Consider the following 23,275-nt stretch of genomic DNA (forward strand, 5'->3'; position numbering starts at 1 on the left):
TATAAGAGACAGTCACTACATTTGTCGACTGACGGACCGCATTCGCGAGCAAGCCCGCTCCCACATTTTGATCTCGGTTCTACCGTTGGACAGGCGGTGTCAGGCATACCCCACGCAACACCAAATCACTGATAAACCCCAGCCAATCCCTTTGCTGCCCTTTATCTGCCAAATCTTCCCCCAGAAACGAACTGAGGGTGTGCTGGTTGGAATTGTAGAAGTAGCACAAGGACGCAATCATCAAATACACATGCTTGATGTCCACGTCTTCACGAAACAGCCCCTGCGCCTGACCGGCCTCGATGACCGGCCGCAACACCCCAACCGCTTCCCCGGACAACCGCCGCAGCTCGCCGGACTGCTTCGCATGCTTGCCCTGGTGCAGGTTCTCGATACTCAGGATCGCCACAAACTCGGGATGCTTGACGTAGTAGTTCCAGATAAACCCCACCAGCGCCTGCAACGCTTGCACGGGCGCGCTCAGCTCGAGCTTGAGTTTGCTTTCGGCTTTATTGAACTGCTCATAGGTGTGCTCCAGCACACACACAAACAGATGCTCCTTGCTGCCGAAGTAGTAATACAGCATGCGGTCGTTGGAGTCGGCCTCCCGCGAGATGCTTTCGACGCGCCCGCCGGAATAGCCGTCGCGGGTGAAGACCTTGACCGCCGCCTGGAGAATCCGCGCGCGCGTCTGGTCGGCTTGCTGGGCGCGGATCCCGGTCTTCTTGATCACCATCGAAAAGCCTCTGCTGCACAGCGTAAAGGCCCGGAATATAACATGGGCATTATTCCGTTACCGACAGCCTCTGTCACAAACGCGGCATAACACTGGGGCTTGTATCCGAAACGTATTACTTTCTAGTTCTTCTAATAAACAGAGTAACCAAGGATGAATTACCAACCGTTTACCCGAACGTTGATTACCACGGCGCTGGTGCTGACCGTCAGCGGTGTACAAGCGGCCTCCCAGGCCCCGGTGGCTGGCGAAAATGGCATGGTGGTCACGGCACAACACCTCGCTACCCATGTGGGCGTGGATGTGCTCAAGGCCGGTGGTAACGCCGTGGACGCGGCAGTGGCGGTAGGTTACGCCCTGGCGGTGGTGTACCCGGCGGCCGGCAACCTGGGCGGCGGCGGCTTCATGACCGTGCAACTGGCCGACGGGCGCAAGACCTTCCTCGACTTCCGCGAAAAGGCCCCGTTGGCAGCCACTGCCGACATGTACCTGGACAAGGACGGTAACGTCGTCCCTGACCTCAGCTCCAAAGGCCACCTGGCCGTCGGCGTGCCCGGCACCGTGTCGGGCATGGAACTGGCGCTGAGCAAATACGGCACCCTCAAGCGCGCCCAGGTGATCGCCCCGGCCATCAAGCTGGCCGAAGACGGCTTTGCCCTGGAGCAGGGCGATATTGACCTGCTGCACACCGCCACCGACGAATTCAAGAAAGACAAAGACCTGCGCGGGATCTTCCTGCATGGCGGCGAGCCGATGCTGCTGGGCCAGAAGCTGGTACAGAAAGACCTGGCGAAAACCCTGCGTGAAATCTCCGCCAAGGGCACCGACGGCTTCTACAAGGGCTGGGTAGCCAAGGCGATTGTCGATTCCAGCCAGTCGGGCAAGGGGCTTATCACCCAGGCCGACCTGGACAAATACAAGACCCGCGAACTGGCGCCCATCGAGTGTGACTACCGTGGCTACCACGTGGTGTCTGCACCACCACCGAGCTCGGGCGGCGTGGTTATCTGCGAGATCATGAACATCCTCGAAGGCTACCCGATGGCCGACCTTGGCTATCACTCGGCCCAGGGGTTGCACTATCAGATCGAGGCCATGCGCCACGCGTACGTCGACCGCAACAGCTACCTCGGCGATCCGGACTTCGTGCAAAACCCGATCGACCATTTGCTGGACAAGGACTACGCCGCCAAACTGCGCGCCGCCATCGACCCGCAAAAAGCCGGCATCTCCCAAGACATCAAGCCCGGCGTTTCGCCCCACGAGGGCAATAACACTACCCACTATTCCATCGTCGACAAATGGGGCAACGCGGTCTCGGTGACCTACACCCTCAACGACTGGTTCGGCGCGGGCGTGATGGCGAGCAAGACCGGGGTGATCCTCAACGACGAAATGGACGATTTCACCTCCAAGATCGGTGTGCCGAACATGTACGGCCTGGTGCAGGGTGAAGCCAACGCCATTGCCCCGGGCAAGACGCCGCTGTCGTCCATGAGCCCGACTATCGTCACCAAGGATGGCAAGGCCGTCATGGTGGTGGGTACGCCGGGTGGCAGCCGTATCATTACGGCCACCTTGCTGACCATCCTCAACGTGATCGACTACAAGATGAACATTCAGGAGGCCGTGGATGCACCGCGTTTCCACCAGCAATGGCTGCCTGAGGCGACCAATATCGAGCGCTTTGCCCTAAGCCCCGACACCCAGAAAATCCTCGAAGGCTGGGGCCACAAGTTCGCTGGCCCCCAGGATGCCAACCACCTGGCAGCCATCCTGGTAGGCGCGCCATCGCTGGGTGGCAAGCCGGTCGGCAATAACCGCTTCTATGGGGCCAACGACCCTCGGCGCAATACCGGGTTGTCACTGGGCTACTAGAGCGGGGGTTGTTATTGCGCCTGGAGCGGCTGTAGCAGTTGCTCCACCGCAGCCAATGCCTGGGCCTGGCGAGCGGCCCAATCACCGCGAATCACCTGCAACGGCAGGTGCTGTTGCTCCAGCCAGTCACGGCTGGCCTGGAAAAAGGCCAGCCGGTCGGCAAATTCTGGTTGGCAGCGTTGGCCGTCAGCGGTCCACTCCACGTCCTCGGGCGACAGCAGCAGGTGCAAGTCGTAGTGGCGAGCCAGCAGTTCGCTGTCGAGCCATGCCGGGCAGTCGCCAAACAGGGTCAGGCTCCACAGCTTGTTGGTCAGCAGGTTGGTATCCAGGATCAACACCCTCGGCTGTGCAGCACGGGCGGCATCTTCCCAGGCCAATTGGCCGCGGGCGATGTCCGGGATATCGTCCAGGGTGGTATCGCGCTGGTGGTGGTCGATGAAGTGGCGCACGTATTCGCCCACCATTACCCCGCCAAAATGCGCCTGCAACTGCGCCGCCAGCCAGCTTTTACCGCTGGATTCCGGGCCGGCCAGTACCACGACTTTCATGCGTGCAACGCCGGGTCGGCGCGCCATTCCCGCCAGCCCTGCACCGCGATCACGGTGAACAACGCATAGAGCGCGGCGGTCAGGTACAGGCCTTTATAGAGGAACAGCCCGACGAAGATCACATCCAGGGCAACCCACAACGGCCAGCACTGCACACGTTTTTGCGCCATCCACATCTGCGCCACCAGGCTGAAGCCGGTGAGGGCAGCGTCCAGCCAGGGTTGGGCGGCGTCGGTCCAGTGGGCCATGGCGGCGCCGAGCAACAGGCTGCCCACGGCACCCACGGCCAGGCCTTGCAGGATCGGTTGCAGCCCCAGGCTGGTGACTTGCCGGCCTTGCTTGACCTCACCGGCGCGGGTCCACTGCCACCAGCCATAGAGCTGCAGGGCGGCGTAGATCACTTGCAACAGCATGTCGGAGTAGAGCTTCACATCGAAGAAGATCCAGGTGTACAGCAGCACCATCACCAGCCCGATGGGCCAGCACCACGGGTTCTGTTTAACCGTCAACCAGACAGCGATCACCCCCAGGGCGGCGGCAAACAGTTCAAGCCCGGACATGGCGGTTCCTTGGGGAGTGGAAAAGGGCGCTGATTGTAACCAATGTGGGAGCGGGCTTGCTCGCGAAAGCGGTGGGTCAGTCAATTAATATGTCGACTGATTCACCGCCTTCGCGAGCAAGCCCGCTCCCACACAAATCCGCTCCCACACAAGCCCCCCACATTAGACCTGCGTTAAACCTTGAACTGGCGCAGCAGCCCACCCAGTTGCTCACTCAAACCCTTCAAATGCGCGCTCGCCACGCTGGACTGCTCTGCCGCAAGCGCCGTGCTGTGGGACAGCCCGGCCGCCTGGGTGACGTTCTGATTGATGTCTTCCACCACATGCGCCTGCTGCAACGTGGCACTGGCAATCGACGCATTCAGCCCGTTGAGATTGCGCAACGCCTGGCCTATGGCAGTCAAACTCGCGCCGGCCTGGCCCGCTTGTTCAATGGTCAGTTGCGATGCCTGGTGGCTGTCGCTGATCACCTTGACCGCCGCTTCCGAATGCCCTTGCAGGCGCTCGATCATGCCCTGGATCTCAGCCGTGGATTTTTGCGTGCGCTGGGCCAGCAGCCGTACTTCATCGGCCACCACCGCAAAACCACGGCCTTGCTCCCCGGCGCGCGCCGCTTCGATGGCGGCGTTGAGGGCCAGCAGGTTGGTCTGGTCGGCGATGGAGCGGATCACTTCCAATACACCGCCAATCTGCGTGCTTTCCGTCGACAGCGTGCGGATTACCTCAACAGCCTGGCTGATGGTGGTGGAGAGCTGGTCGATCCGTTGCAGGCTGCCGTCGATATTGAGCTGGCCCTGTTCGGCCTGCACCTGGGCATCGCGCATTTCGCTGGCGGCGTGCTCGGCATTCTTGGCCACGTCCTGCACGCCATAGGTGACTTCGTTGACCGCCGTCGCCACCAGTTCCATCTGCTGCGATTGCTGCTGGCTGCGGTCATGGGCCTCGCTGGCGTTGCTGCCCAATTCCGAGGATGACTGACCCAGAGCGTTGGCGCAGGCCTGCAACTGGCCGATCACCTGCCGCAGCTTGGCGGTAAAGCTGTTGAAGTGCCGGGACAGTTGAGTGACCTCGTCCTGGCCGTGGGTGTCGAGGGTGCGGGTCAGGTCGCTTTCGCCGCTGGCGATATTGGCCATGGCGTTCACCGCTTGTTGTAACGGGCGCACGATACTGCGGGCAATCAGCACCACCAGCAGGGCCATGATCACGGCGATTACCAGGCCCACCATGGAGGCTTTCCATACCTGGCCCTGGAACTCGCCTTGCACGTCATCCACATACACGCCGGAACCGATAATCCAGCCCCATGGCTCAAACAGCTGGATATACGAGGTTTTGGCTACCGGTGCATCAGCGCCCGGCTTGGGCCATCGGTAGTTCACCATCCCCGCACCCTTGGCCTTGGCCAGGATCACGAACTCGTTGAACACCGCAAAACCGTCCGGGTCACGAATGGCCGACAGGTTCTGCCCATCCAGCTTGGGGTTGGCCGGGTGCATGATCATCACGGGCGTGAGGTCGTTGATCCAGAAGTAATCGTCATGCCCGTACCGCAGGCCGCGCACCACGCTCAAGGCTTGTTTTTGCGCCGCTTCACGGGTCAAGACGCCGCTGGTTTCGAGGCTGTGATAATACGTCAGGATCCCGTTGGCGGTCTGGACCACGCGCTGGGTCTGTTCACTCTTGGCCAGGTAAAGGTCATCATGAATCTGCTTGAGCATAAGCAGGCCGAGGGTTAGCAGCATCAACACGGCGACGATCAGGATCAGCCAGAGGCGCCGGCTGATCGACATATTGCGCAAACTGTTCATGGTCCTGTCACTCCGTGTTCTTATAATTTTGGGTGCTGCATCGACATTTCCGGCTTGTCTGATAGGCTTTCGGCCCAGAATCAAAAAACCTGAGTCCTGTCTGATTTTTCACGTAATTTTCGCAGCTCGGTCTTGATTATTTGCGCAGCTTTCGCCGCGTACTCATCGTTAGTGAACGTCTAAAAAATATGAACGAGGCATGCTGCGAGCATGGCCTTTGGGGGAATCGATGGATCTTTGGACCGCCGTTCAGGCGCTGATACTCGGGATTGTAGAAGGGCTGACAGAGTTTTTGCCGATCTCCAGCACCGGGCACCAGATTATCGTCGCCGACTTGATCAACTTCGGTGGCGAGCGCTTTGAAGCGTTCAATATCATCATCCAGCTCGGCGCCATCCTGGCGGTGGTGTGGGAGTTTCGACGCAAGATCCTGGACGTGGTGATCGGCTTGCCGACCCAGCGCAACGCGCAGCGCTTCACGATCAACCTGATCATCGCCGTATTGCCGGCCGTGGTGTTGGGGGTGATTTTCGCCGACCTGATCAAGCACTACCTGTTCAACCCGATCACCGTTGCGACGGCGTTGGTGGTGGGCGGCGTCATCATGTTGTGGGCCGAGCGCCGCCAGCATGAAGTGCACGCCGAAACCGTCGACCAAATCACCTGGAAGGATGCCCTGAAAGTCGGCTTCGCCCAGTGCCTGGCGATGGTCCCGGGCACCTCGCGTTCGGGCGCCACCATCATTGGCGGCCTGTTGTTTGGCCTGTCGCGCAAGACCGCCACCGAGTTCTCGTTCTTCCTGGCCATGCCGACCATGGTCGGTGCGGCGGTGTATTCGGGCTACAAGTACCGCCACCTGTTCCAGCCGGATGACCTGCCGGTGTTTGCCATTGGGTTTGTCACCTCGTTCATCTTCGCGATGATCGCGGTGAAGGCACTGCTCAAATTCATCGCCAGCCACAGCTACGCGGCGTTTGCCTGGTACCGGATCGCCTTCGGCCTGGTGATCCTGGCCACCTGGCAGTTCGGCTGGATCGACTGGTCGGCCGTCAAGCCATGAACATCCAGCATCCGCGCTTCAAGGCGCTGGTGTTTGCACTGTTGTGCGCCGCGCCGCTGTTTGGTTCGGCGCTGCTGTGGTATCGCGGGGTTTCGCTGATCCCGCTGGTGGCCTATGGCGGGGTCAGCGTGGTGGCGTTCTTGCTGTACTGGAGCGACAAGCGCAAGGCCCGAGAAGACAGCTGGCGTACCCCGGAAAACGTCCTGCACGCCGTGGAGCTGGCAGGCGGTTGGCCGGGTGCGTTGCTCGCCCAGCAGGTGTTTCGCCACAAGACGCGCAAGGTGTCTTATCAGGTGGTGTTCTGGGTGATCGTGTTGCTGCATCAGGTGTTCTGGATTGACCAGTTGTTCCTGGGCGGCACGCTACTCTCGATCTTCTAGCAACAAACCGATCTGCGTGCGCTTGGGCAGCTTGCTCACCACCAACTGGTGGGAACGCTGCAACAAGCCACGCAATTCCTCCGCGCCGAGCGGGTAGGGCGTTTCCATGATGATCCACTGAGCCCGTGCCAGATACGGCGCCGGGTGGATGCCCGGGCGATCCACATGCCCCAGGAACAGCTCTTTGTCGACCTTGAACGCCAGTGAATCACCCCGCAGGTGCTGCACGGCGAACATCTTGTTGCCAGCGATCGAGAACACCCGTACGCCGCCCCATTTGTAATCTTCCCGCGCGCCGGGCAACCCCAGGCAAAACTCGGCGACTTGTTGTTCGGTCATTCTCATAACAGACGGTCTCCGCAGCCTTTGAAGGCGTTGTCCAAGTGGTCGATCCAGGCCCGCACGGCCGGCAACACGCCACGTCGGTGAGGGTAAACCGCCTGCAGCCAGCCGCCCGGCAATGACCATTCGGGCAGCAACTGCACCAACTGGCCGTTGGCCAATTCTTCCTCGCAAAACATCATCGGCAACACGCTAAACCCCAGGCCGGCGAGGGCACAGGCCTTGCGTACCAGGAAATCGTCGATGCCCAGCCGCGCTTCCATGACCAGGTCGTGGCTACTGCCCTGCGGGCTAAGCATCCGGAAGTGCACCATGCGGTCGGCTTCCAGGGCGCCGAGTACCGGCAGTTGCTTGAGGTCTTCCAGGGTGTTGATCTGCCGCTCCCGCACAAAGCCGGGGCTGGCGACAATCGCGGTCTGTGCCTGGCGCAGGCGCTTGGTCACCAGCAACGGGTCTTCATCCCCCAGTTCGCGCACGCGCAAGGCCACATCAATGCCTTCGGCCACCAGGTCGACACGCCGGTTGACCAGGATCATCTCCAGCTGTACCAGCGGGTTGGCGGTGAGGAACTCCGCCACCATGGTCTGCAGGAATTGGTGAGCCAGGCCCACTGGGCTACTGACCCGCAGTCGGCCACGGGGTTCGCTGGACATGCTGGCCACGGCCTCATCGGCCATTTCCGCCTCCAGCAGCATTGCCTGGCAGTGGCGCAGGTAACGTTCACCCACGGCGGTCAGGGTCAGTTGGCGGGTGGTGCGTTGCAGCAGGCGGGCGCCGAGGCGCTCTTCCAGCTCGGCAATGCGCCGCGACAGCCGCGACTTGGGAATCCCCAGCAGCCGCCCAGCGGCGGCGAAACCGCCGGCTTCCACTACTTTGGCGAAATAGTAGAGGTCATTCAGATCTTGCATGGTCAGCCTATTGTCCTGTCTGTGGGTCGAACTATCCGCGTCCCACGCAGGCAAATCCACCCCGAAATGTAGGAGCGAGCTTGCTCGCGAAAAACCTGAGGACGCCACGCGCATTCAGAATGTCCGCTTTATCGTTGACGTTTTTCGCGAGCAAGCTCGCTCCTACAAGAGTAACCAGGGGCTGGAACTGCGCGTCGGCCATTGTCCGGCTGCTTAATCTCACCGAACGGAATGGATGTTTCGTCAGGTTAATTAATTGTCCTGTCAGTGGGACGAACAATCGCATTTTGCCCGACTAATCCATGATTGGTTTCATCTGTAGGCTTATTTCCATTCCGTCGCCCTTGGCGATGCTTACTTGGAGATGACCTATGAAACTGTTGCATATCGATTCCAGCATCCTCGGCGACAACTCGGTTTCCCGTCAGTTGAGCGCGGGTGTAGTCAAGGCCTGGCAGGCAGCAGAGCCAGGTGTCGAAGTGGTTTATCGTGACTTGGCCGCTGATGCCATCAGTCACTTCTCGGGTGTCACTCTGGGCGCCCTGGGCACCGCCGCCGAACTGCGCGATGCCGTGCAAAAACATGAAGCTGACCTGAGTGCTTCCACCTTGGCCGAGTTCCTGGCAGCAGACGCCGTGGTGCTGGCCGCGCCGATGTACAACTTCACCATCCCGACCCAACTGAAAGCCTGGATCGACCGCATTGCCGTCGCTGGCCAGACCTTCCGTTACACCGAAGCAGGCCCTGAAGGTCTGTGTGGCGGGAAGAAAGTCATCATTGTTTCGACCTCCGGTGGCTTGCATGTTGGCCAGCCGACGGGCGCAGCCCACGAAGACTACTTGACCGTGTTGTTGGGCTTCCTCGGGATCACCGACATCGAGTTCGTCCGTGCTCACGGCCTGGCTTATGGTGACGAAGCGCGGACCAAGGCGTTGAGCGACGCGCATGTATTGATCAGCGACCAGTTGTTCGCCGCTGCGTAAGACTTGTGTAAATTTTGCTGTTCCTCGATATCAATCTGAATCGAGGCGCCTAAACTCTGTATTCTGCTCGCCTGAAAAGCGAACGGAGTACGGAGTTTTTTCGTTTACCCGCTGTCACTACTTTGGCCCAGGTTATGCACGCATGGGTAAACCCTGCCGGTCCGAGCGCCTGAACCATGGATATTTCAATAGCTACGCGGGCTTACGCAACAAAGGTGGACATCCCCATGATGCGTCTTTGTGCAGTCTTGGTTCTTTCTCTGCTCGGCGGCCTGATTTCAGTGCAAGCCGCGCCGGCACCGCACCCTCATTGGAGTGTGGGCTTCCATCGCATGACTTTTCTCGACCCGCTGGATTTACAGCCGATGAAAGCCGTCGCGTTCTATCCGTCCACCGACCAGGAACACACCACCCAGGTGGGCGCTTATCACATCGCTGCCACTGAAGACTCGAAAATCGCCATTGGCCGTTTTCCGATGCTGATGCTGTCCCACGGCAATACCGGCACACCCCTGGCCCTGCACGACCTGGCAACCTCGCTGGCGCGCAAGGGTTTTGTCGTGGTGGCGGTGCTGCACCCTGGCGACAACTACAAGGACCACAGCCGCCTGGGCACCTTGAGCAACCTGTATGGGCGCCCGATCCAGATTTCCGAAGCCATCACCGCCACCCTTGGCGACCCGATGCTGTCGCCGTTCGTCAACGTTGATCAGGTGGGCGTCATCGGCTACTCGGCCGGCGGTGAAACCGCGTTGATTCTGGCCGGTGCCAAGCCGGACCTGAATCGCCTGCGCCGCTATTGCCAACAACGCCCCGAAGATCGCGACGCGTGCACCACCAAGGGCGAACTGATCGTCGACCGCGACGACCTGCAGCCCCAGGCAGACCCGCGCATTCATGCGTTGATGTTGATGGCGCCGCTGAGCCTGATGTTTGGCCGCCATACCCTGGCGGACGTGCATGTGCCGGTGCTGCTCTACAGCGGCGACGGCGACAAGCTGGTGGCCGTGGACAAGAATGCCGAGGCCCTGGCGCGTAAGCTGCCGGAGCCGCCGGACTTCAAGCTGCTGGCCGGGGCAGGGCACTTCGTGTTCATGGCGCCTTGTGATGAGAGTCAACTGGCCGCGATGCCTGCCATGTGCACCGATGCTGATGGGGTTGACCGTGAAAGCATCCACCGCGACCTGATTTCCGAGGCCGGGCGCTTTTTCAATCACACCCTGGGGCAATCCACCCGCGCGGGTTTGCAGACGGCTGATCAGTAAGCGCGACGCTTGAGCATCAGGGTCAGGCCCAGGCCAGTGACGGAGAGCAGGGCGGCGCAGAAAAAGATCCACGAATAACCCAGGTTCAATGCCACCGCGCCCATCACCGGCCCGGCAATCGCCAGCGCCAGGTCAAAAAACACCGCATACGCACTCAGCCCGGCGCCACGGCTGCTGTTGGGCACCTGCTTGATCGCCTCCACGCCCAGCGCCGGGTACACCAGCGACAAGCCAAAGCCGGTCAGCCCGGCGCCGATCAATGCCACGCCGGTGGACGGTGCCAGCCACAGCAGCGTCAGGCCGAGGGTTTCGATGGTCATGCAGGCAATCGCCGCCGTGAAGCCGCCGAAGCGGTTGATGGCGGAGATAAACACCAGGCGTGACAGGATGAAACACACGCCAAATACCGTCAGGCACCAAGCGGCGCCGGTCCAGCCAAGGCTCAGGTAGTAGAGGGTAATAAAGGTGGTCAGAGTGCCGTAGCCGATCGATGCGAGGCACAGGCTGGCACCGAACGGCGCGATACGCCCGAACACCGCCCAGAACGGCAGGCGCTCACCGCGCACTACGGGCACCGAGGGTTTATTGCGGATCAGCAGCAGGCCCAGGGCGGAAAGCACCGTGAGGGCGATTCCGAGGCTGGTGTAGCCGTATTCGGCGACCATCACCACCCCGAGCGGTGCGCCAATGGCAATCGCGCCGTAGGAGGCGATGCCGTTCCACGAGATCGAGCGCGCTGTGTGTTCGGCGCCGACTGCGCCCATGCACCAGCTGATGGTGCCGACGCCGATCAGGCCCTGGGCCACGCCGAGCAACAGGCGGCCCACGATCAATATACCGAGGCTCAGCAGTGGCAGGCTTTGCACCAGTGTGGCGATAAATGTCAGTACGCCGCTCAGCAGGATCCCGCTCAAGCCCAGCACGATGGCGCGTTTGGTGCCTACGTTGTCTGACATGCGCCCGGCCATTGGGCGGCTGAGCAGAGTTGCCAGGTATTGCGAGCCGATGGTTGCGCCGGCGATCACTGCGCTGAAGCCGAGTTCGCCGTGGACGTAGCCGGGGATCACTGCGATCGGCAGGCCGATACAGATGAACGCGATGAAGGTGTAGAAGACGATGGAGACGATCTGCAGGGTGATCGACAGGGAGCTTGGGGCGGCGGGCTGTGGGGCAGGCATGGGAACTCGTTCGCGGGCGGGCGGTGAGCGCATCATGGCAAGGGCTTGGGGTAAAAGGAAGCAGGCTAACTATATTTGGTGCATTTGAGAGGGGGCATATCCGTTGCTTCGGTAACGGCTGCTTATGGTTCCGCTCTTACAGCGGCCCGCTTCGTACTACCTGCGTTCGGCCAGCGTGGTTTAACAGGGCGCCTAAGATCAAAAGCAACAGCACAGCGGCCTACCGGCCGGCTTGAGTGTTGTAGATCAAAAGCAAACGCGGTCCAAATGTGGGAGCGGGCTTGCTCGCGAAGGTCGTTAACGATGACGTTGGCATCCTGATTCAACGCAGCGTTCTCGGGTTTTTCGCTGGCAAGCCGGCTCCTACAGAAGAGCGGCTTTTGATCTGTTTTTGATTTTGATCTTAGGCGCCCCGCGGAATCGCGCCTTCGTTCCGGCATGCCGAGCCTAAGCGACGCGCCGACAGGCGGGGCAGAGCATTTTGGTTACTTTGCACGCTTTTGCAAAGTGACTCGCTGTAAGAGCGAAACCATAAGCAGCCGTTACCTAAATAACGGATATGCACCCAACCCAACCCACGACCAAAAAAAACCCCATCACACTGGACGGGGCTTTTGCATTTCAACCAACTCGCGGTTCTTAGAAAACCACACCCTGACTACGCAGGTAATCGTCATAAGTACCGCTGAAGTCGATCACGCCACTTGGGCTCAGCTCGATAATGCGGGTCGCCAGGGACGACACAAACTCACGGTCATGGCTGACGAAAATCAGCGTGCCCGGGTAGTTCTCCAGCGCCAGGTTCAGCGCCTCGATGGACTCCATGTCCAAGTGGTTGGTCGGTTCGTCCATGATCAGCACGTTCGGCTTTTGCAGGATCAGCTTGCCGAACAACATACGGCCTTGCTCACCACCGGAAATCACCTTCACCGACTTCAGGATCTCGTCGTTGGAGAACAGCATGCGGCCCAGGGTGCCGCGAACCACTTGCTCGCCTTCCTTGGTCCAGCGGCCCATCCAGTCGAACAGGTTGGATTCGTCTTCGAAGTCCGAAGCGTGATCCTGGGCGTAATAGCCCAGCTCGGCCGCGTCGGTCCACTTCACGGTGCCTGCGTCCGGGGTCAATTCGTTGACCAGGGTGCGCAGCAAGGTGGTCTTGCCAATACCGTTCGGACCAATGATCGCCACGCGCTCACCCGCTTCAACCTGGAAGCTGAAGTCCTTGAACAGCGGCTTGCCGTCAAAGCCTTTGGCCATGCGATCAACGATGACCGCCTGACGGTGCAGCTTCTTGGTCTGGTCAAAGCGGATGAACGGGCTGACGCGGCTCGACGGCTTGACTTCGGCCAGTTGGATCTTGTCGATCGCCTTGGCGCGGGAAGTCGCCTGCTTGGCTTTCGAGGCGTTGGCCGAGAAGCGGCTGACGAACGATTGAAGCTCGGAGATCTGCGCTTTCTTCTTGGCGTTATCCGACAGCAACTGCTCGCGGGACTGGGTCGCCACGGTCATGTATTCGTCATAGTTGCCCGGGAACAGGCGCAGCTCGCCGTAGTCCAGGTCGGCCATGTGGGTGCAGACGCTGTTCAGGAAGTGACGGTCGTGAGAGATGATGATCATCAAGCTCGAACGTTGGGTCAGGATGTTTTCCAGCCAGCGGATGGTGTTGATGTCCAGGTGGTTGGTTGGCTCGTCGAGCAGCAACACTTCCGGATCGGAAAACAGCGCCTGGGCCAGCAATACGCGCAGCTTCCAGCCTGGCGACACTTCGCTCATCGGGCCGTTGTGCTGCTCGATGCCGATACCCAGGCCCAGCAGCAATTCACCAGCGCGGGATTCGGCGGTGTAGCCGTCCATTTCAGCGAAGTCGGTTTCCAGCTCGGCAACGGCCATGCCGTCGTCTTCGGTCATTTCCGGCAGCGAGTAGATGCGATCGCGCTCAGCCTTGACCTTCCACAGCTCTTCGTGACCCATGATCACGGTGTCGAGCACGCTGAATTCTTCGTAGGCGAACTGGTCCTGGCGCAGTTTACCCAGGCGCACGTTCGGCTCCAGCATGACCTGGCCACCCGACGGGTCAAGGTCGCCACCGAGGATTTTCATGAAGGTCGACTTGCCGCAACCGTTGGCACCGATCAGGCCATAACGGTTGCCTGCGCCGAACTTGACCGAAACGTTCTCAAATAGCGGCTTGGCGCCGAACTGCATGGTGATGTTAGCTGTGGAGATCAATTACTTTACCTATCAATAGCTTGGAGTGCGCTAATTTGAGCCGGGCCCATTTTGTGGCCCAGGCCAACGGGCATACGTCGGCAGCGACATCAAGGCGTGAGGCCCAGTCGCTGAGCAGAAAAATGGGTGCATGTTGGAATTTGGCGCGCATTGTCGCATATGTCAGGCGGGAGTTGTATGGCGGTGCAAGGATGGATTCACCCGAGTCTCCGGCATCGCCACCCACAACAGCCCCAATGCGACCGCAGCCACGCCCGCCAGGGTCAGGAACGCGGCGTTGTAACCGGCCCATTGCACAACAAAACCCGCCAGGCTGCTGCTCAGCGCCGCCCCAAGGCCGAATACCGTGGACAGCGCCCCCAGGCTGACATTGAAGCGCCCGGTGCCCTGGGTGAGGTCTTTGACAATCACTGGAAACAGCGCGCCGAACACCCCCGCACCGACCCCGTCGAGCATCTGTACCGCCACCAGCCAATAGGGATCACTGGACAGCGTATACAGCACGCCCCGCAGCGGCAGAATCATGAAGCCGGCAAGCAGCAGCGGCTTGCGCCCCCACACGTCGGCCTTTACGCCCACCAGCCAGGCCACCGGCACCATCACCAACTGGGCCGCGACAATGCAGGCCGAGGTCAGTGGCGTGGCCATTTGCAGGTTGATCTGTGACAGCTTCTGGCTGACCAGCGGCAACATGGCCGCATTGGCCAGGTGAAACAGCGCGCAGCAGATGGCGAACACCATTAAGGGTCTGTTCGCCAGAAGCACAGCCATCCCCGACGGCTGTTCGTGTTCAGCGCTGTGGGCCGGGTCGAAACCCCGTGCGACCTCGTGGTCGATCGCCTTGGCTGACACGCAACTGACCGCGATCACACTGGCCACCGCCATTACCGCCATCAGATAGAACACCGCCACCGGGCCAAACAGATAGGCAAACCCACCAGCGAGGAGGGCGGCCACCGCGTTACCGGCGTGGTTGAAGGTTTCGTTGCGGCCGGTGCGGCGGGTGAAGGCGCGCGGCCCGGTAATGCCGAGGGAAATCGCCGAGATGGCCGGCGCGAACACCGAGGCCGCGGCTGCGCTGGCAGCCTGGGTCAGCGCCACCAGGCTGAAGGAACTGACAAAGGGCAGGAGCAGGCAACTGGCAGTCACCAACAGAGCGGCAATCGCAATCACCGCCCGCTTGCTGCGAGTTCGGTCAATCAGCGCTCCGGCGGGTGTTTGGGTGAGCAGTGCCGCGATGCCCGCGAGGGTCATCACCACGCCGATACTGGCGGGGTCCCAGTGATGCACGGCCAGCAGATAAATCGCCAGGTAGGGTCCCAGCCCGTCACGGACATCTGCCAGGAAGAAATTCAGGCTGTCCAGGGACAGGGTGTTGCGCAGGTCGGAGCGAGTGGCCATGGCAGGTCTTCGAGCAAGAGGTCGGTAGCGATAGTGACCCATGTTGCGAGCGTATAGTTTCTGGCCTCTGTGTCGCGCCCGCACGGCTGTATAAGCACAAACATTTACAAAGTGGAGTCAATTGCATCGAAAAATAGCGCAAGCAGACGGTTTTTCAGGGGATTTCATGGTTAACAGTTGAACATCCAATAAGCCTGGCTTATTTTTCGTCCGTTCGCCCTACAGTGAAGGCTCTTTACCGGTTCAGGGATGGCGAGGCTTTCGGTGTAGGGCGGACCTCTTTTGTCGCAATGACTAGAATATTTTGGAGACGCAATGGACGTGCTGTCGGCCCAAGACGCTATTTCCAGCAACAAGGACGCCTGGAACGAATCCGCCAGGCTGCATAAAAACACCGCCAGCTGGAAGGCCTTGCTTGAAGATGTCGCCAAGCCCGGCTTCTCGCGGCTGGACCCGACCTTGACCGCGTTGCTGCTCAAGGTCGGTGTCGATGGCAAGGACGTGGTGCAACTGGGCTGCAACAACGGCCGTGAAAGCCTGTCGTTGTTCGGGCTGGGCGCGCGCACGGTGGTGGGGGTCGATCAGTCCGAAGCCTTCCTGCAACAAGCTCGTGAGTTGGCCGAAGCTTCGCCGTACGAGGCTGAATTCATCGAGGCCGACATTCACCATTTGCCCCATGGACTGACCGAGCGCTTTGACGTCGCCTTGATCACCATCGGCGTGCTGAACTGGATGCCGGACATCGGGCTATTCATGGCCCATGTCGCCAGCACCTTGAAGCCAGGTGGCAGCCTGGTGATCTACGAAACCCATCCGTTCCTGGAAGTGTTCGACCCGACGGCGCCCAACCCGATGCTGCCGGTCAGCTCGTACTTTCAGCGCGAGCCTTTTGTGCAGCAAGAGGCCATCGTCTACGAAGGCGATACCGAAGGGGTTGCAGCTGCCTCCTACTGGTTCGTGCACACGTTGGGCCAGATCGTCAGCGATGCCATCGCCGCGGGGCTGCAGATCAGCCATCTGCAGGAGTTCGCGCATTCCAACCGCGAGGAACTCTACGACCCGTATGAAAACCAGCCCGCGCAACTGCCCATGTGCTACACCCTTACCGCTATCAAGCGCCCGGCCTGATTGGCTGCCGGGCAGGCAAAAAAAAGCCCGCGAGGAAGGCGGGCCAAGGTGTTCACTGGAGTAGGTAGCCTTCACCCTATAGGTCGATAAGTGAAGGCCATGTGAAAACCATGTCGCAAGGACGGATGTGCGGCTTGTCAGCCTCTGCGCACGAAAGTGCGCATGGTTTGCCCCGGGCCGGTGCTGAAACGGGTGGGTCGGGGCATGCCTTCATCGGCCGCAATAAACACGAAGTGATCACCTTCCAGCTGATAGCTGGCCGGCAGCTGTTTGCCGGCATCCTCGCCCATTGAATCCACCCAGGTAATGCTCTTGGGCGTGGTGGTGGGGTCCAGGGTAAAGCTGCCGGCCAGCAATACCTCGCCGCCGGGCGTCACGACCTTGAACCGGTCGCCGCTGATGGTGGTAATTGCGCCCGGTGCGCTGTGCTCATCGACAGGGTTGAGTACGCCACTGTCTTCCAGTGCGGTTTGTTCCCACGCTCCTTGAAGCGCCTGATGGTCATGATTCGAAGCGGATGACATGCAAATTCCTTTTTTTGGATAGGCCCAATGAACAGTGTGCCACAGGACCGAGGCAACGCTGACAAGCACACTTGATGGACACCTTTTCACAATTCTTAGTTAACCTTTGGTTACAAAGTGTGGCTAAAATAACTGCCAATGGCCATGACCGGATTGTCACCAAGCCCGTCGTGTTGCCTGTTTGTAAATTGTGATTTCAGGTGCTGCATCTTCAATCCTCGGCCGTCGTGGGCACGCAGGGGCAGCCTGTTCTCTTCTGACTTGTGACGAATACCTTGAAACTCATCATTGTTGTTCTCTACGTTCTTTCCATTGCGTACGTTCACCTGCGTGGCCGGGTGCGACACAAGCTGGGCCGCCAGCTCAGCGATCACTCGACCTTCCTGGCTCCGGTGAACTGCTTTCTCTACCTCTTCTCCAAACTGCCCAGCCGACCGTACTTGTCCACCAGCGACTTTCCAGACCTGAGCCCGCTCCAGGAGCACTGGGAAGAGATCCGTCGGGAAGGCCAGAACCTGCTGCGCGCAGGCGAGATCAAGCGCTCCGAGCAATACAACGATGTGGGTTTCAATTCGTTCTTCAAGTCGGGCTGGAAGCGCTTTTATTTGAAGTGGTACAGCGACAGCCATCCTTCAGCGATGAAGCTGTGCCCGCGAACCACTGAGCTGGTGCAAAGCATCGGTTCGATCAAAGCCGCGATGTTTGCCGAGCTGCCACCGGGTTCCAAGCTGGTACGCCACCGTGATCCCTACGCCGGTTCCTACCGTTATCACCTGGGCCTGGACACGCCGAATGACCCAGGCTGCTACATCAATGTGGACGGTGAAAACTACTACTGGCGCGACGGCGAACCGGTGATGTTTGACGAGACGTTCATCCACTACGCCGAAAACACCACGCAGCAGAACCGCATCATTCTGTTCTGCGATATCGAACGCCCAATGAAGTACCGCTGGGCCGCCGCCTTCAACCGTTGGTTCAGCCGCAACGTGATGTCTGCTGCAGGGTCGCCCAACGATGCGGGTGACAAGACCGGTGGCTTGAACCGCGCCTTTACCCGCCTGTACAAGATTCGCCTGCGGGGCAAGGAACTGAAGAAGCGCAATCGCACCCGTTACTACCTGGAAAAATGGGCGATCTTCGCCGGCCTGGCCGCGATCTTTATATTGATCTGATCCGTATAGCAGAGCGCATCAGCCTGGCGGATGCGCTCCCAGCTTGTCCCACATCTTCTTGCTGATCTTCTGCCGATTGGCATAGCCCGCCCACGGGTCTTTCTTCAAACCCTGCAAGCGCTCGTGCAGGTTGGCCACCGTCCACTGCTGGGCGCCGTGCACACCCTTCAACTCATCGCGATTTACGGGCACCGACACTGGCAGGCCGGGCCGCGCCCGCACCGAGTAGGCCGCCACCGTACTGGCACCACGGGTGTTGCGCAGGTAGTCGATAAAAATCTTGCCGATGCGATTTTTCGGGCCTGAGGTCGCGGTAAAACGCTCCGGCAGCTGCTGCGTCATGAATTGGGCGATCGCCTTGGCGAAGGCTTTTACCGTGTCCCAGCTGTCCCGGCGCGCCAGCGGCACCACCAGGTGCAGGCCTTTGCCGCCGCTGGTTTTGACGAACGCCTCAAGCCCCAACTCATCCAGCACCGACAGGGTCAACTGCGCGGCCTCCAGCATGCTTTTCCATGGCAGTGCCGGGTCCGGGTCGAGGTCGAGCACAAACAGGTCAGGGGTGTCGATCTTGTCTGCGGTGGCGCCCCAGGTGTGCAACTCGACGGTGCCCATCTGTACTGCGCCGATCAGCGCGGCGGGGCTGTCGATTTCCATCAGTCGCGCATGGCCCGGGTCCAGGGCCTGGTCCAGTTGCTTGATATTCGGGATCGCCAGGCGCTCGGAATGCTTCTGGAAGAACTGCTCACCGGCGATGCCTTCCGGTGCCCTGAGCAAGGACACGGGACGGTTGCGCAAATACGGCAGGACCCATTCACTGATGCCTTCGTAGAACTGCGCCAGTTGCAGCTTTTGTGTACCGCTTTGAGTGTCGATGACCCGATCGGGATGGGTGATTTTTACCCCCGCCACGGCGTCGGTCTCGGCGGTCTTTTTGCGGGGTTTTTCCTTCAGCGACTTGGCGGCTCGCGGCTGTTCATGAACAATCTGCTCCACTGGCTTGTCGGTGCGCAGCCCGACAAATGCCGCCTGGCGCACCACGCCTTCGCGGGTCCATTCGGCAAATTGCACTTCACCCACTAGCTGTGGCTCGACCCAATGCACGCCCCGTGACTGGGCGCTGGTCAGCGGTTTGGCCAGCGGTGGGGCATCGCGCTCCAATGCCTTCAACTGTTCACTGATCTTTTTCAGCGCAGCCTGATCAAATCCGGTACCCACGCGCCCGGCATACACCAGGCCCCCATGGTCATTGACCGCCAGCAACAGCGCGCCAAACCCGCTGCGTGAGCCTTGCGGGCGAGTGAACCCAACAATCATGAATTCCTGGCGCAGCCGGCACTTGAGCTTGATCCAGTCCGGGCTGCGTTTGGAGATGTACGGGCTGCCAGCACGTTTACCGATCACACCCTCCAGGGCCAGGTCGCAGGCGCTTTCGAAGATATCCCGCTGGTTGGCAGCAAAGGACTCGGAGAAGCGCAACAGCTTGCTTTTACTGCACGCCAATACGTCCTTCAACGCGGCGCGCCGTTCTTCCACGCCAGCTTCCCGCTGGTCGCGACCTTCCAGAAACGGCGCATCAAACAGGTAATAGACGATGTCCAGGCTGCGGCCGATATCAAAGGCGTTTTGCAACGCCTGGAAGTCCGGCAAGCCTTCAGCGTTGAGGCTGACGACCTCGCCGTCGAGCCAGCTGTTTTTGAGTTTCAGCGCCTCCAGGGCCTTGGCCTGGCGCGGCAGGCGATCGGTCCAGTCATGGCCGTTGCGGGTGAACAGCCGAACTTCGCCGTCGCGAATTCGCGCGAGGATGCGGTAACCATCGAACTTGATCTCGTACACCCAGTCACCGTCCGGCGCACGGTCCACCAGTGTCGCCAACTGTGGCGTGAACTGGTCGGGCAGCGCGGTTGAAGACTTGCGGGTGGTTTTCTTCGCCGCTTCGGGCTTTTTCGGGCGGCCCACCGTCGCATCGCTCACCACGCTTTTCGGCTCGGCCTGCACCACATCGTAATCTGCCACCGGGCGGGCCTGTTGATCCTTCTCCTTGATCAACAGCCACTGCTCCTTGTCGCCGCTGCCCTTGAGCCGCGTGCGCACCAACGTCCAGTCACCCGCCAGCTTTTCGCCGATCAGGGTGAATTTCAGCTTGCCGGCCGCGTAGGCTTTGCGCGGTTCATCATGGGGCTGCCACACGCCGCGATCCCAGACAATCACGTCACCGGCGCCGTACTGGCCGGCGGGAATACTGCCCTCAAAGCTGCCGTAACCCAGCGGATGGTCTTCGACATGCACGGCCAGGCGCTTCTGGCTCGGGTCCAGGCTCGGGCCCTTGGGCACCGCCCAGCTTTTGAGCACGCCATCGAGTTCCAGGCGAAAGTCGTAATGCAGGTTGCGGGCATCGTGCTTTTGAATCACGAACGACAGGGCCTGCGCCCGGTTCCTGCCGCGAGGTGCGCTGCCGGCGGGTTCGGCGGTCACATCGAAGTCGCGCTTGGCGTTGTATTCACTCAGCGGCTTGGCCATGGCGGTCTACCTCATGAAGCCTTGTGTGTTTTTTTCGCGGCCGGTTTCTTCGCCGGGCTCTTGCCGGCCAGGCTGCGTTTGAGCAGCTCGGTCAGGTCGATCACATCGGCAGATTTACGCTCATCCACACCCTCGCTGGATTCCACGTCTTCGATCTTGCCGGCCTTGGCCTTTTTCGCCACCAACGCCATGATCTTGTCCTGGAAACTGTCGCGGTATTCTTCAGGTTGCCAGTCGGCGCTCATGTCTTCCACCAAGCGCTTGGCCATGTCCAGTTCACCCTTGGCCAGGGTTGGCTTGGTCACGTCGCTGCCCAATTCCAGTTCATCCAGGCTGCGTACTTCGGCAGGCCAGCGCAGCATCACCAGCACCAGGGCCGACTCCAGCGGCATCAGCGCGGCCAGGTGTTGCTTGGTGTGCAGCACCACGTTGGCCAGGGCGACCTTGCGGGTTTTCTTCAGGGTTTCGCGCAGCAGCGCGTACACCTTGCCCCCGCGCTTGTCGGGCGCCAGGAAGTACGGTGTGTCGATGTTCTGCAACGGGATTTGATCGCTGGCCACAAACGCGATGATTTCGATGGTCTGGGTGGACTTGGGGTGGGCCGAGCGGATTTCGTCTTCGCTGAGGATCACGTAGCGGCCTTTCTCGTAGGCCACGCCCTTGACGATATTGTCCTTGGTGACTTCCTTGCCGGTGGTCTTGTTGACGCGCTTGTAACCCACCGGGTCCATGCTGCGCTTGTCTAGCCAGTCGAAGTCGACGCCCTGGGAGGAGGTGGCCGAGACCAGCGACACGGGGATGTGCACCAAGCCAAAACTGATTGCGCCTTTCCAGATAGCCCGTGGCATGTCGGTTTTCCTGAAAGTGTGTGGGTCTTCAGGTGACATGGCGAATTCGGCAAAAGTTTCCCTGGTCAGCCGGCTGGCATCGGTGTTTCAGACAGATCGTGTTACACCTGATGAGAAACTATTTAGTTACCAAAGCCGAACCCAAGGCGTAGCGTGTTATCGAAAGCACGTACTACTCGCGCCCAGAGAGGCTTTGTCATGAACACCCGTTTGCGTAACCTTGCCGTATTGGCGTTGGGCCTGGCCTTGAGTTCATTGGTGCAGGCGCAGAACCTGCCCGGCAGCAGCAACAACCCCTACAACGGCCCGATCCATCAGGCCAACCCCAACAGCATGCAGGGCACGCAGCCCAACGCACCGGCTGCGCGGGGCACCTACATACCGCCGGCGCAACGCTCGCCGACCCTGCAAAACGGCGGCATCGGTAACAGCACCCAGCGACGCAACAGCGCGCAGACCCCGCCGGCCATCCAGCCCAAAGCTCCCACGCGCGACGCCAATGGCAATCGCGGCGATTGAGTGTGTAAAGACGACAAGGAAACCCACCGTATGTTTCTACGCAAAACCCTTCTAGCGACTTTCTGTGCCGCAGCCTTGCTGCCCCTGGCGCTGCCCGTTTCGGCTGCCGACACCCAACAATTCCCCAGCGAACAGGGGAGCATCACGGTCACCCCGATTGCCAAGGGCCTGGACCACCCGTGGGCGGTGGCGTTCCTGCCGGACAAACAAGGCTTCCTGGTCACCGAGCGCCCCGGCAACCTGCGGTTTGTCAGCCCGAACGGCAAGCTGTCCGCGCCCTTGAGTGGCGTGCCGAAGGTATTTGCCAAAGGGCAGGGCGGTTTGCTGGATGTGGTGCTGTCGCCGGACTTCAAGGAGGACCGCCTGGTGTACCTGTCTTACGCCGAAGGCGGTGGCACGAACGGCACCGCCGGCACCGCAGTCGGGCGCGGGCGCTTGAGCGATGATCTCGGCAGCCTGCAAGACTTCAAGGTGATCCTGCGCCAGGAGCCCAAACTGTCCACGGGCAATCACTTCGGCTCACGGCTGGTGTTTGACCGTGATGGTTACCTGTTCGTGACCCTGGGGGAAAACAATGATCGCCCCACCGCCCAGGACCTCGACAAGCTGCAAGGCAAGGTGGTGCGAATCTTCCCTGACGGCCGTATACCGGAAGACAACCCCTTCGTCGGGCAGGAAGGCGTGCGGCCGGAGATCTGGTCCTACGGCCAGCGTAACCCCCAAGGCGCTGCACTCAACCCGTGGAGCGGCACACTGTGGGAAAACGAACACGGCCCGCGTGGCGGGGATGAAATCAACATCATCGAGCGTGGGAAAAATTACGGTTGGCCGCTGGCAACCCATGGCATCAACTATTCCCTGACGCCGATTCCCGAGGCCAAGGGCAAGACCGTCGAAGGTACCGTTGCACCGCACCACGTCTGGGAAAAATCCCCGGGTGTGAGTGGCATGGCGTTCTACGACGCCGACCGCTTCAAGGCCTGGCAGCACAACGTGTTTATTGGTGCACTGGTCAGCCAGGAGTTGATTCGCTTGCAGTTCGACGGTGACAAGGTCATCCACGAAGAGCGGCTGTTGGGCGGTTTGAAAGCGCGGATCCGCGATGTACGCCAGGGACCGGATGGGTACCTGTATGTGCTGACGGATGAAGATAACGGCGTGTTGTATCGGGTGGGCCTTAACCAGGACTGACGTACACCACAAAATCAATGTCGGAACCGGGCTTGTGTGGGAGCGGGCTTGCTCGCGAATGCGGTGGTTCAGTCGATATATCCAGCGACTGACACAC

Annotated in this window: 22 protein-coding genes; 9 read left to right on the forward strand and 13 right to left on the reverse strand. The window is 60.4% G+C overall.

The annotated features are described in order from the left end of the window. Positions 1-79: 79 nt before the first annotated feature. Positions 80-736, reverse strand: a complete 657-nt coding sequence (locus CEC48_RS27675; protein ID WP_088426610.1) for a TetR/AcrR family transcriptional regulator — start codon at positions 734-736, stop codon at positions 80-82. A 153-nt stretch (positions 737-889) separates the two neighbouring features. Between CEC48_RS27675 and ggt the strand changes: the two genes are divergently transcribed. Next, entirely contained in the window at positions 890-2,614 is a 1,725-nt protein-coding gene (ggt, locus tag CEC48_RS27680) for a gamma-glutamyltransferase (protein WP_088426611.1), read from the forward strand. 11 nt (positions 2,615-2,625) lie between these two features. On the opposite strand, the gene CEC48_RS27685 is transcribed toward ggt, so the two are convergent. From CEC48_RS27685 to CEC48_RS27695, 3 genes are all read right to left on the reverse strand, one after another. Beyond that, complete coding sequence (locus CEC48_RS27685; RefSeq protein ID WP_088426612.1) at positions 2,626-3,162, reverse strand: AAA family ATPase; 537 nt, start codon at positions 3,160-3,162, stop codon at positions 2,626-2,628. Beyond that, positions 3,159-3,722: a nicotinamide riboside transporter PnuC gene (gene pnuC / locus CEC48_RS27690; protein ID WP_088426613.1), complete on the reverse strand. Its 564-nt coding sequence runs from the start codon at positions 3,720-3,722 to the stop codon at positions 3,159-3,161. Before pnuC ends, CEC48_RS27685 begins: the two co-directional genes overlap by 4 nt. Before the next feature lie 173 nt (positions 3,723-3,895). After that, positions 3,896-5,530, reverse strand: coding sequence for a methyl-accepting chemotaxis protein (locus CEC48_RS27695; RefSeq protein ID WP_088426614.1), 1,635 nt, complete (start codon positions 5,528-5,530; stop codon positions 3,896-3,898). Between the two features lie 229 nt (positions 5,531-5,759). On the opposite strand from CEC48_RS27695, the gene CEC48_RS27700 reads away from it, so the two are divergent. Together CEC48_RS27700 and CEC48_RS27705 are read left to right on the forward strand one after the other, a co-directional pair. Next, positions 5,760-6,590, forward strand: a complete 831-nt coding sequence (locus CEC48_RS27700) for an undecaprenyl-diphosphate phosphatase (RefSeq protein WP_088426630.1) — start codon at positions 5,760-5,762, stop codon at positions 6,588-6,590. Then, positions 6,587-6,970: a DUF1294 domain-containing protein gene (locus tag CEC48_RS27705; RefSeq protein ID WP_088426615.1), complete on the forward strand. Its 384-nt coding sequence runs from the start codon at positions 6,587-6,589 to the stop codon at positions 6,968-6,970. Before CEC48_RS27700 ends, CEC48_RS27705 begins: the two co-directional genes overlap by 4 nt. Here CEC48_RS27705 and CEC48_RS27710 read toward each other — a convergent pair. Then, positions 6,953-7,315: an MmcQ/YjbR family DNA-binding protein gene (locus CEC48_RS27710; RefSeq protein ID WP_088426616.1), complete on the reverse strand. Its 363-nt coding sequence runs from the start codon at positions 7,313-7,315 to the stop codon at positions 6,953-6,955. The genes CEC48_RS27705 and CEC48_RS27710 overlap by 18 nt on opposite strands. Further along, the gene (locus CEC48_RS27715; protein ID WP_088426617.1) at positions 7,312-8,220 is read right to left on the reverse strand and encodes a LysR substrate-binding domain-containing protein; all 909 of its coding nucleotides are present in this window, start codon (positions 8,218-8,220) and stop codon (positions 7,312-7,314) included. Before CEC48_RS27715 ends, CEC48_RS27710 begins: the two co-directional genes overlap by 4 nt. Before the next feature lie 371 nt (positions 8,221-8,591). On the opposite strand from CEC48_RS27715, the gene CEC48_RS27725 reads away from it, so the two are divergent. Together CEC48_RS27725 and CEC48_RS27730 are read left to right on the forward strand one after the other, a co-directional pair. Next, entirely contained in the window at positions 8,592-9,203 is a 612-nt protein-coding gene (locus tag CEC48_RS27725; protein WP_076013585.1) for an FMN-dependent NADH-azoreductase, read from the forward strand. Positions 9,204-9,430: 227 nt separating this feature from the next. Then, positions 9,431-10,468, forward strand: coding sequence for a dienelactone hydrolase (locus CEC48_RS27730; RefSeq protein WP_088426619.1), 1,038 nt, complete (start codon positions 9,431-9,433; stop codon positions 10,466-10,468). Here the strand turns inward: CEC48_RS27730 and CEC48_RS27735 are convergent. The 3 genes from CEC48_RS27735 to CEC48_RS27745 all read right to left on the reverse strand — a co-directional run bounded on the left by CEC48_RS27735 (position 10,462) and on the right by CEC48_RS27745 (position 15,276). After that, entirely contained in the window at positions 10,462-11,646 is a 1,185-nt protein-coding gene (locus tag CEC48_RS27735) for an MFS transporter (protein ID WP_088426620.1), read from the reverse strand. The two genes, CEC48_RS27730 and CEC48_RS27735, sit on opposite strands and share 7 nt — an antisense overlap. A gap of 639 nt (positions 11,647-12,285) precedes the next feature. After that, positions 12,286-13,875 carry an ABC-F family ATPase gene (locus CEC48_RS27740; protein ID WP_088426621.1) on the reverse strand — a complete coding sequence of 530 codons (1,590 nt, stop codon included), beginning with the start codon at positions 13,873-13,875 and terminating at the stop codon, positions 12,286-12,288. Between the two features lie 162 nt (positions 13,876-14,037). Continuing rightward, positions 14,038-15,276 (reverse strand): MFS transporter, encoded by a 1,239-nt coding sequence (locus CEC48_RS27745; protein WP_088426622.1) that lies wholly within the window; start codon positions 15,274-15,276, stop codon positions 14,038-14,040. A gap of 315 nt (positions 15,277-15,591) precedes the next feature. Here CEC48_RS27745 and CEC48_RS27750 point away from each other — a divergent pair, with 315 nt between their 5' ends. After that, entirely contained in the window at positions 15,592-16,404 is an 813-nt protein-coding gene (locus CEC48_RS27750; protein ID WP_088426623.1) for a bifunctional 2-polyprenyl-6-hydroxyphenol methylase/3-demethylubiquinol 3-O-methyltransferase UbiG, read from the forward strand. Positions 16,405-16,541: 137 nt separating this feature from the next. Here CEC48_RS27750 and CEC48_RS27755 read toward each other — a convergent pair whose 3' ends face one another. Both CEC48_RS27755 and CEC48_RS31660 read right to left on the reverse strand, forming a co-directional pair. Then, complete coding sequence (locus CEC48_RS27755) at positions 16,542-16,928, reverse strand: TIGR03067 domain-containing protein (protein ID WP_088426624.1); 387 nt, start codon at positions 16,926-16,928, stop codon at positions 16,542-16,544. Between the two features lie 110 nt (positions 16,929-17,038). Further along, the gene (locus CEC48_RS31660; protein WP_176438794.1) at positions 17,039-17,302 is read right to left on the reverse strand and encodes a hypothetical protein; all 264 of its coding nucleotides are present in this window, start codon (positions 17,300-17,302) and stop codon (positions 17,039-17,041) included. Between CEC48_RS31660 and lpxO the strand changes: the two genes are divergently transcribed. Then, positions 17,204-18,103, forward strand: a complete 900-nt coding sequence (gene lpxO, locus CEC48_RS27760; RefSeq protein WP_088426625.1) for a lipid A hydroxylase LpxO — start codon at positions 17,204-17,206, stop codon at positions 18,101-18,103. The genes CEC48_RS31660 and lpxO overlap by 99 nt on opposite strands. An 18-nt stretch (positions 18,104-18,121) precedes the next feature. Here lpxO and ligD read toward each other — a convergent pair whose 3' ends face one another. Next, positions 18,122-20,620 (reverse strand): DNA ligase D, encoded by a 2,499-nt coding sequence (gene ligD / locus CEC48_RS27765; RefSeq protein ID WP_088426626.1) that lies wholly within the window; start codon positions 20,618-20,620, stop codon positions 18,122-18,124. Between the two features lie 11 nt (positions 20,621-20,631). Next, entirely contained in the window at positions 20,632-21,468 is an 837-nt protein-coding gene (locus CEC48_RS27770) for a Ku protein (RefSeq protein ID WP_088426627.1), read from the reverse strand. 198 nt (positions 21,469-21,666) lie between these two features. Between CEC48_RS27770 and CEC48_RS27775 the strand changes: the two genes are divergently transcribed. Beyond that, positions 21,667-21,987: a hypothetical protein gene (locus tag CEC48_RS27775; RefSeq protein ID WP_088426628.1), complete on the forward strand. Its 321-nt coding sequence runs from the start codon at positions 21,667-21,669 to the stop codon at positions 21,985-21,987. A gap of 30 nt (positions 21,988-22,017) precedes the next feature. Continuing rightward, positions 22,018-23,178 carry a PQQ-dependent sugar dehydrogenase gene (locus CEC48_RS27780; protein WP_088426629.1) on the forward strand — a complete coding sequence of 387 codons (1,161 nt, stop codon included), beginning with the start codon at positions 22,018-22,020 and terminating at the stop codon, positions 23,176-23,178. The last annotated feature ends 97 nt before the right edge of the window (positions 23,179-23,275 follow it).

The organism is Pseudomonas sp. K2I15 (assembly GCF_002204795.1).
In the GTDB taxonomy this organism is placed as follows: Bacteria; Pseudomonadota; Gammaproteobacteria; order Pseudomonadales; family Pseudomonadaceae; genus Aquipseudomonas.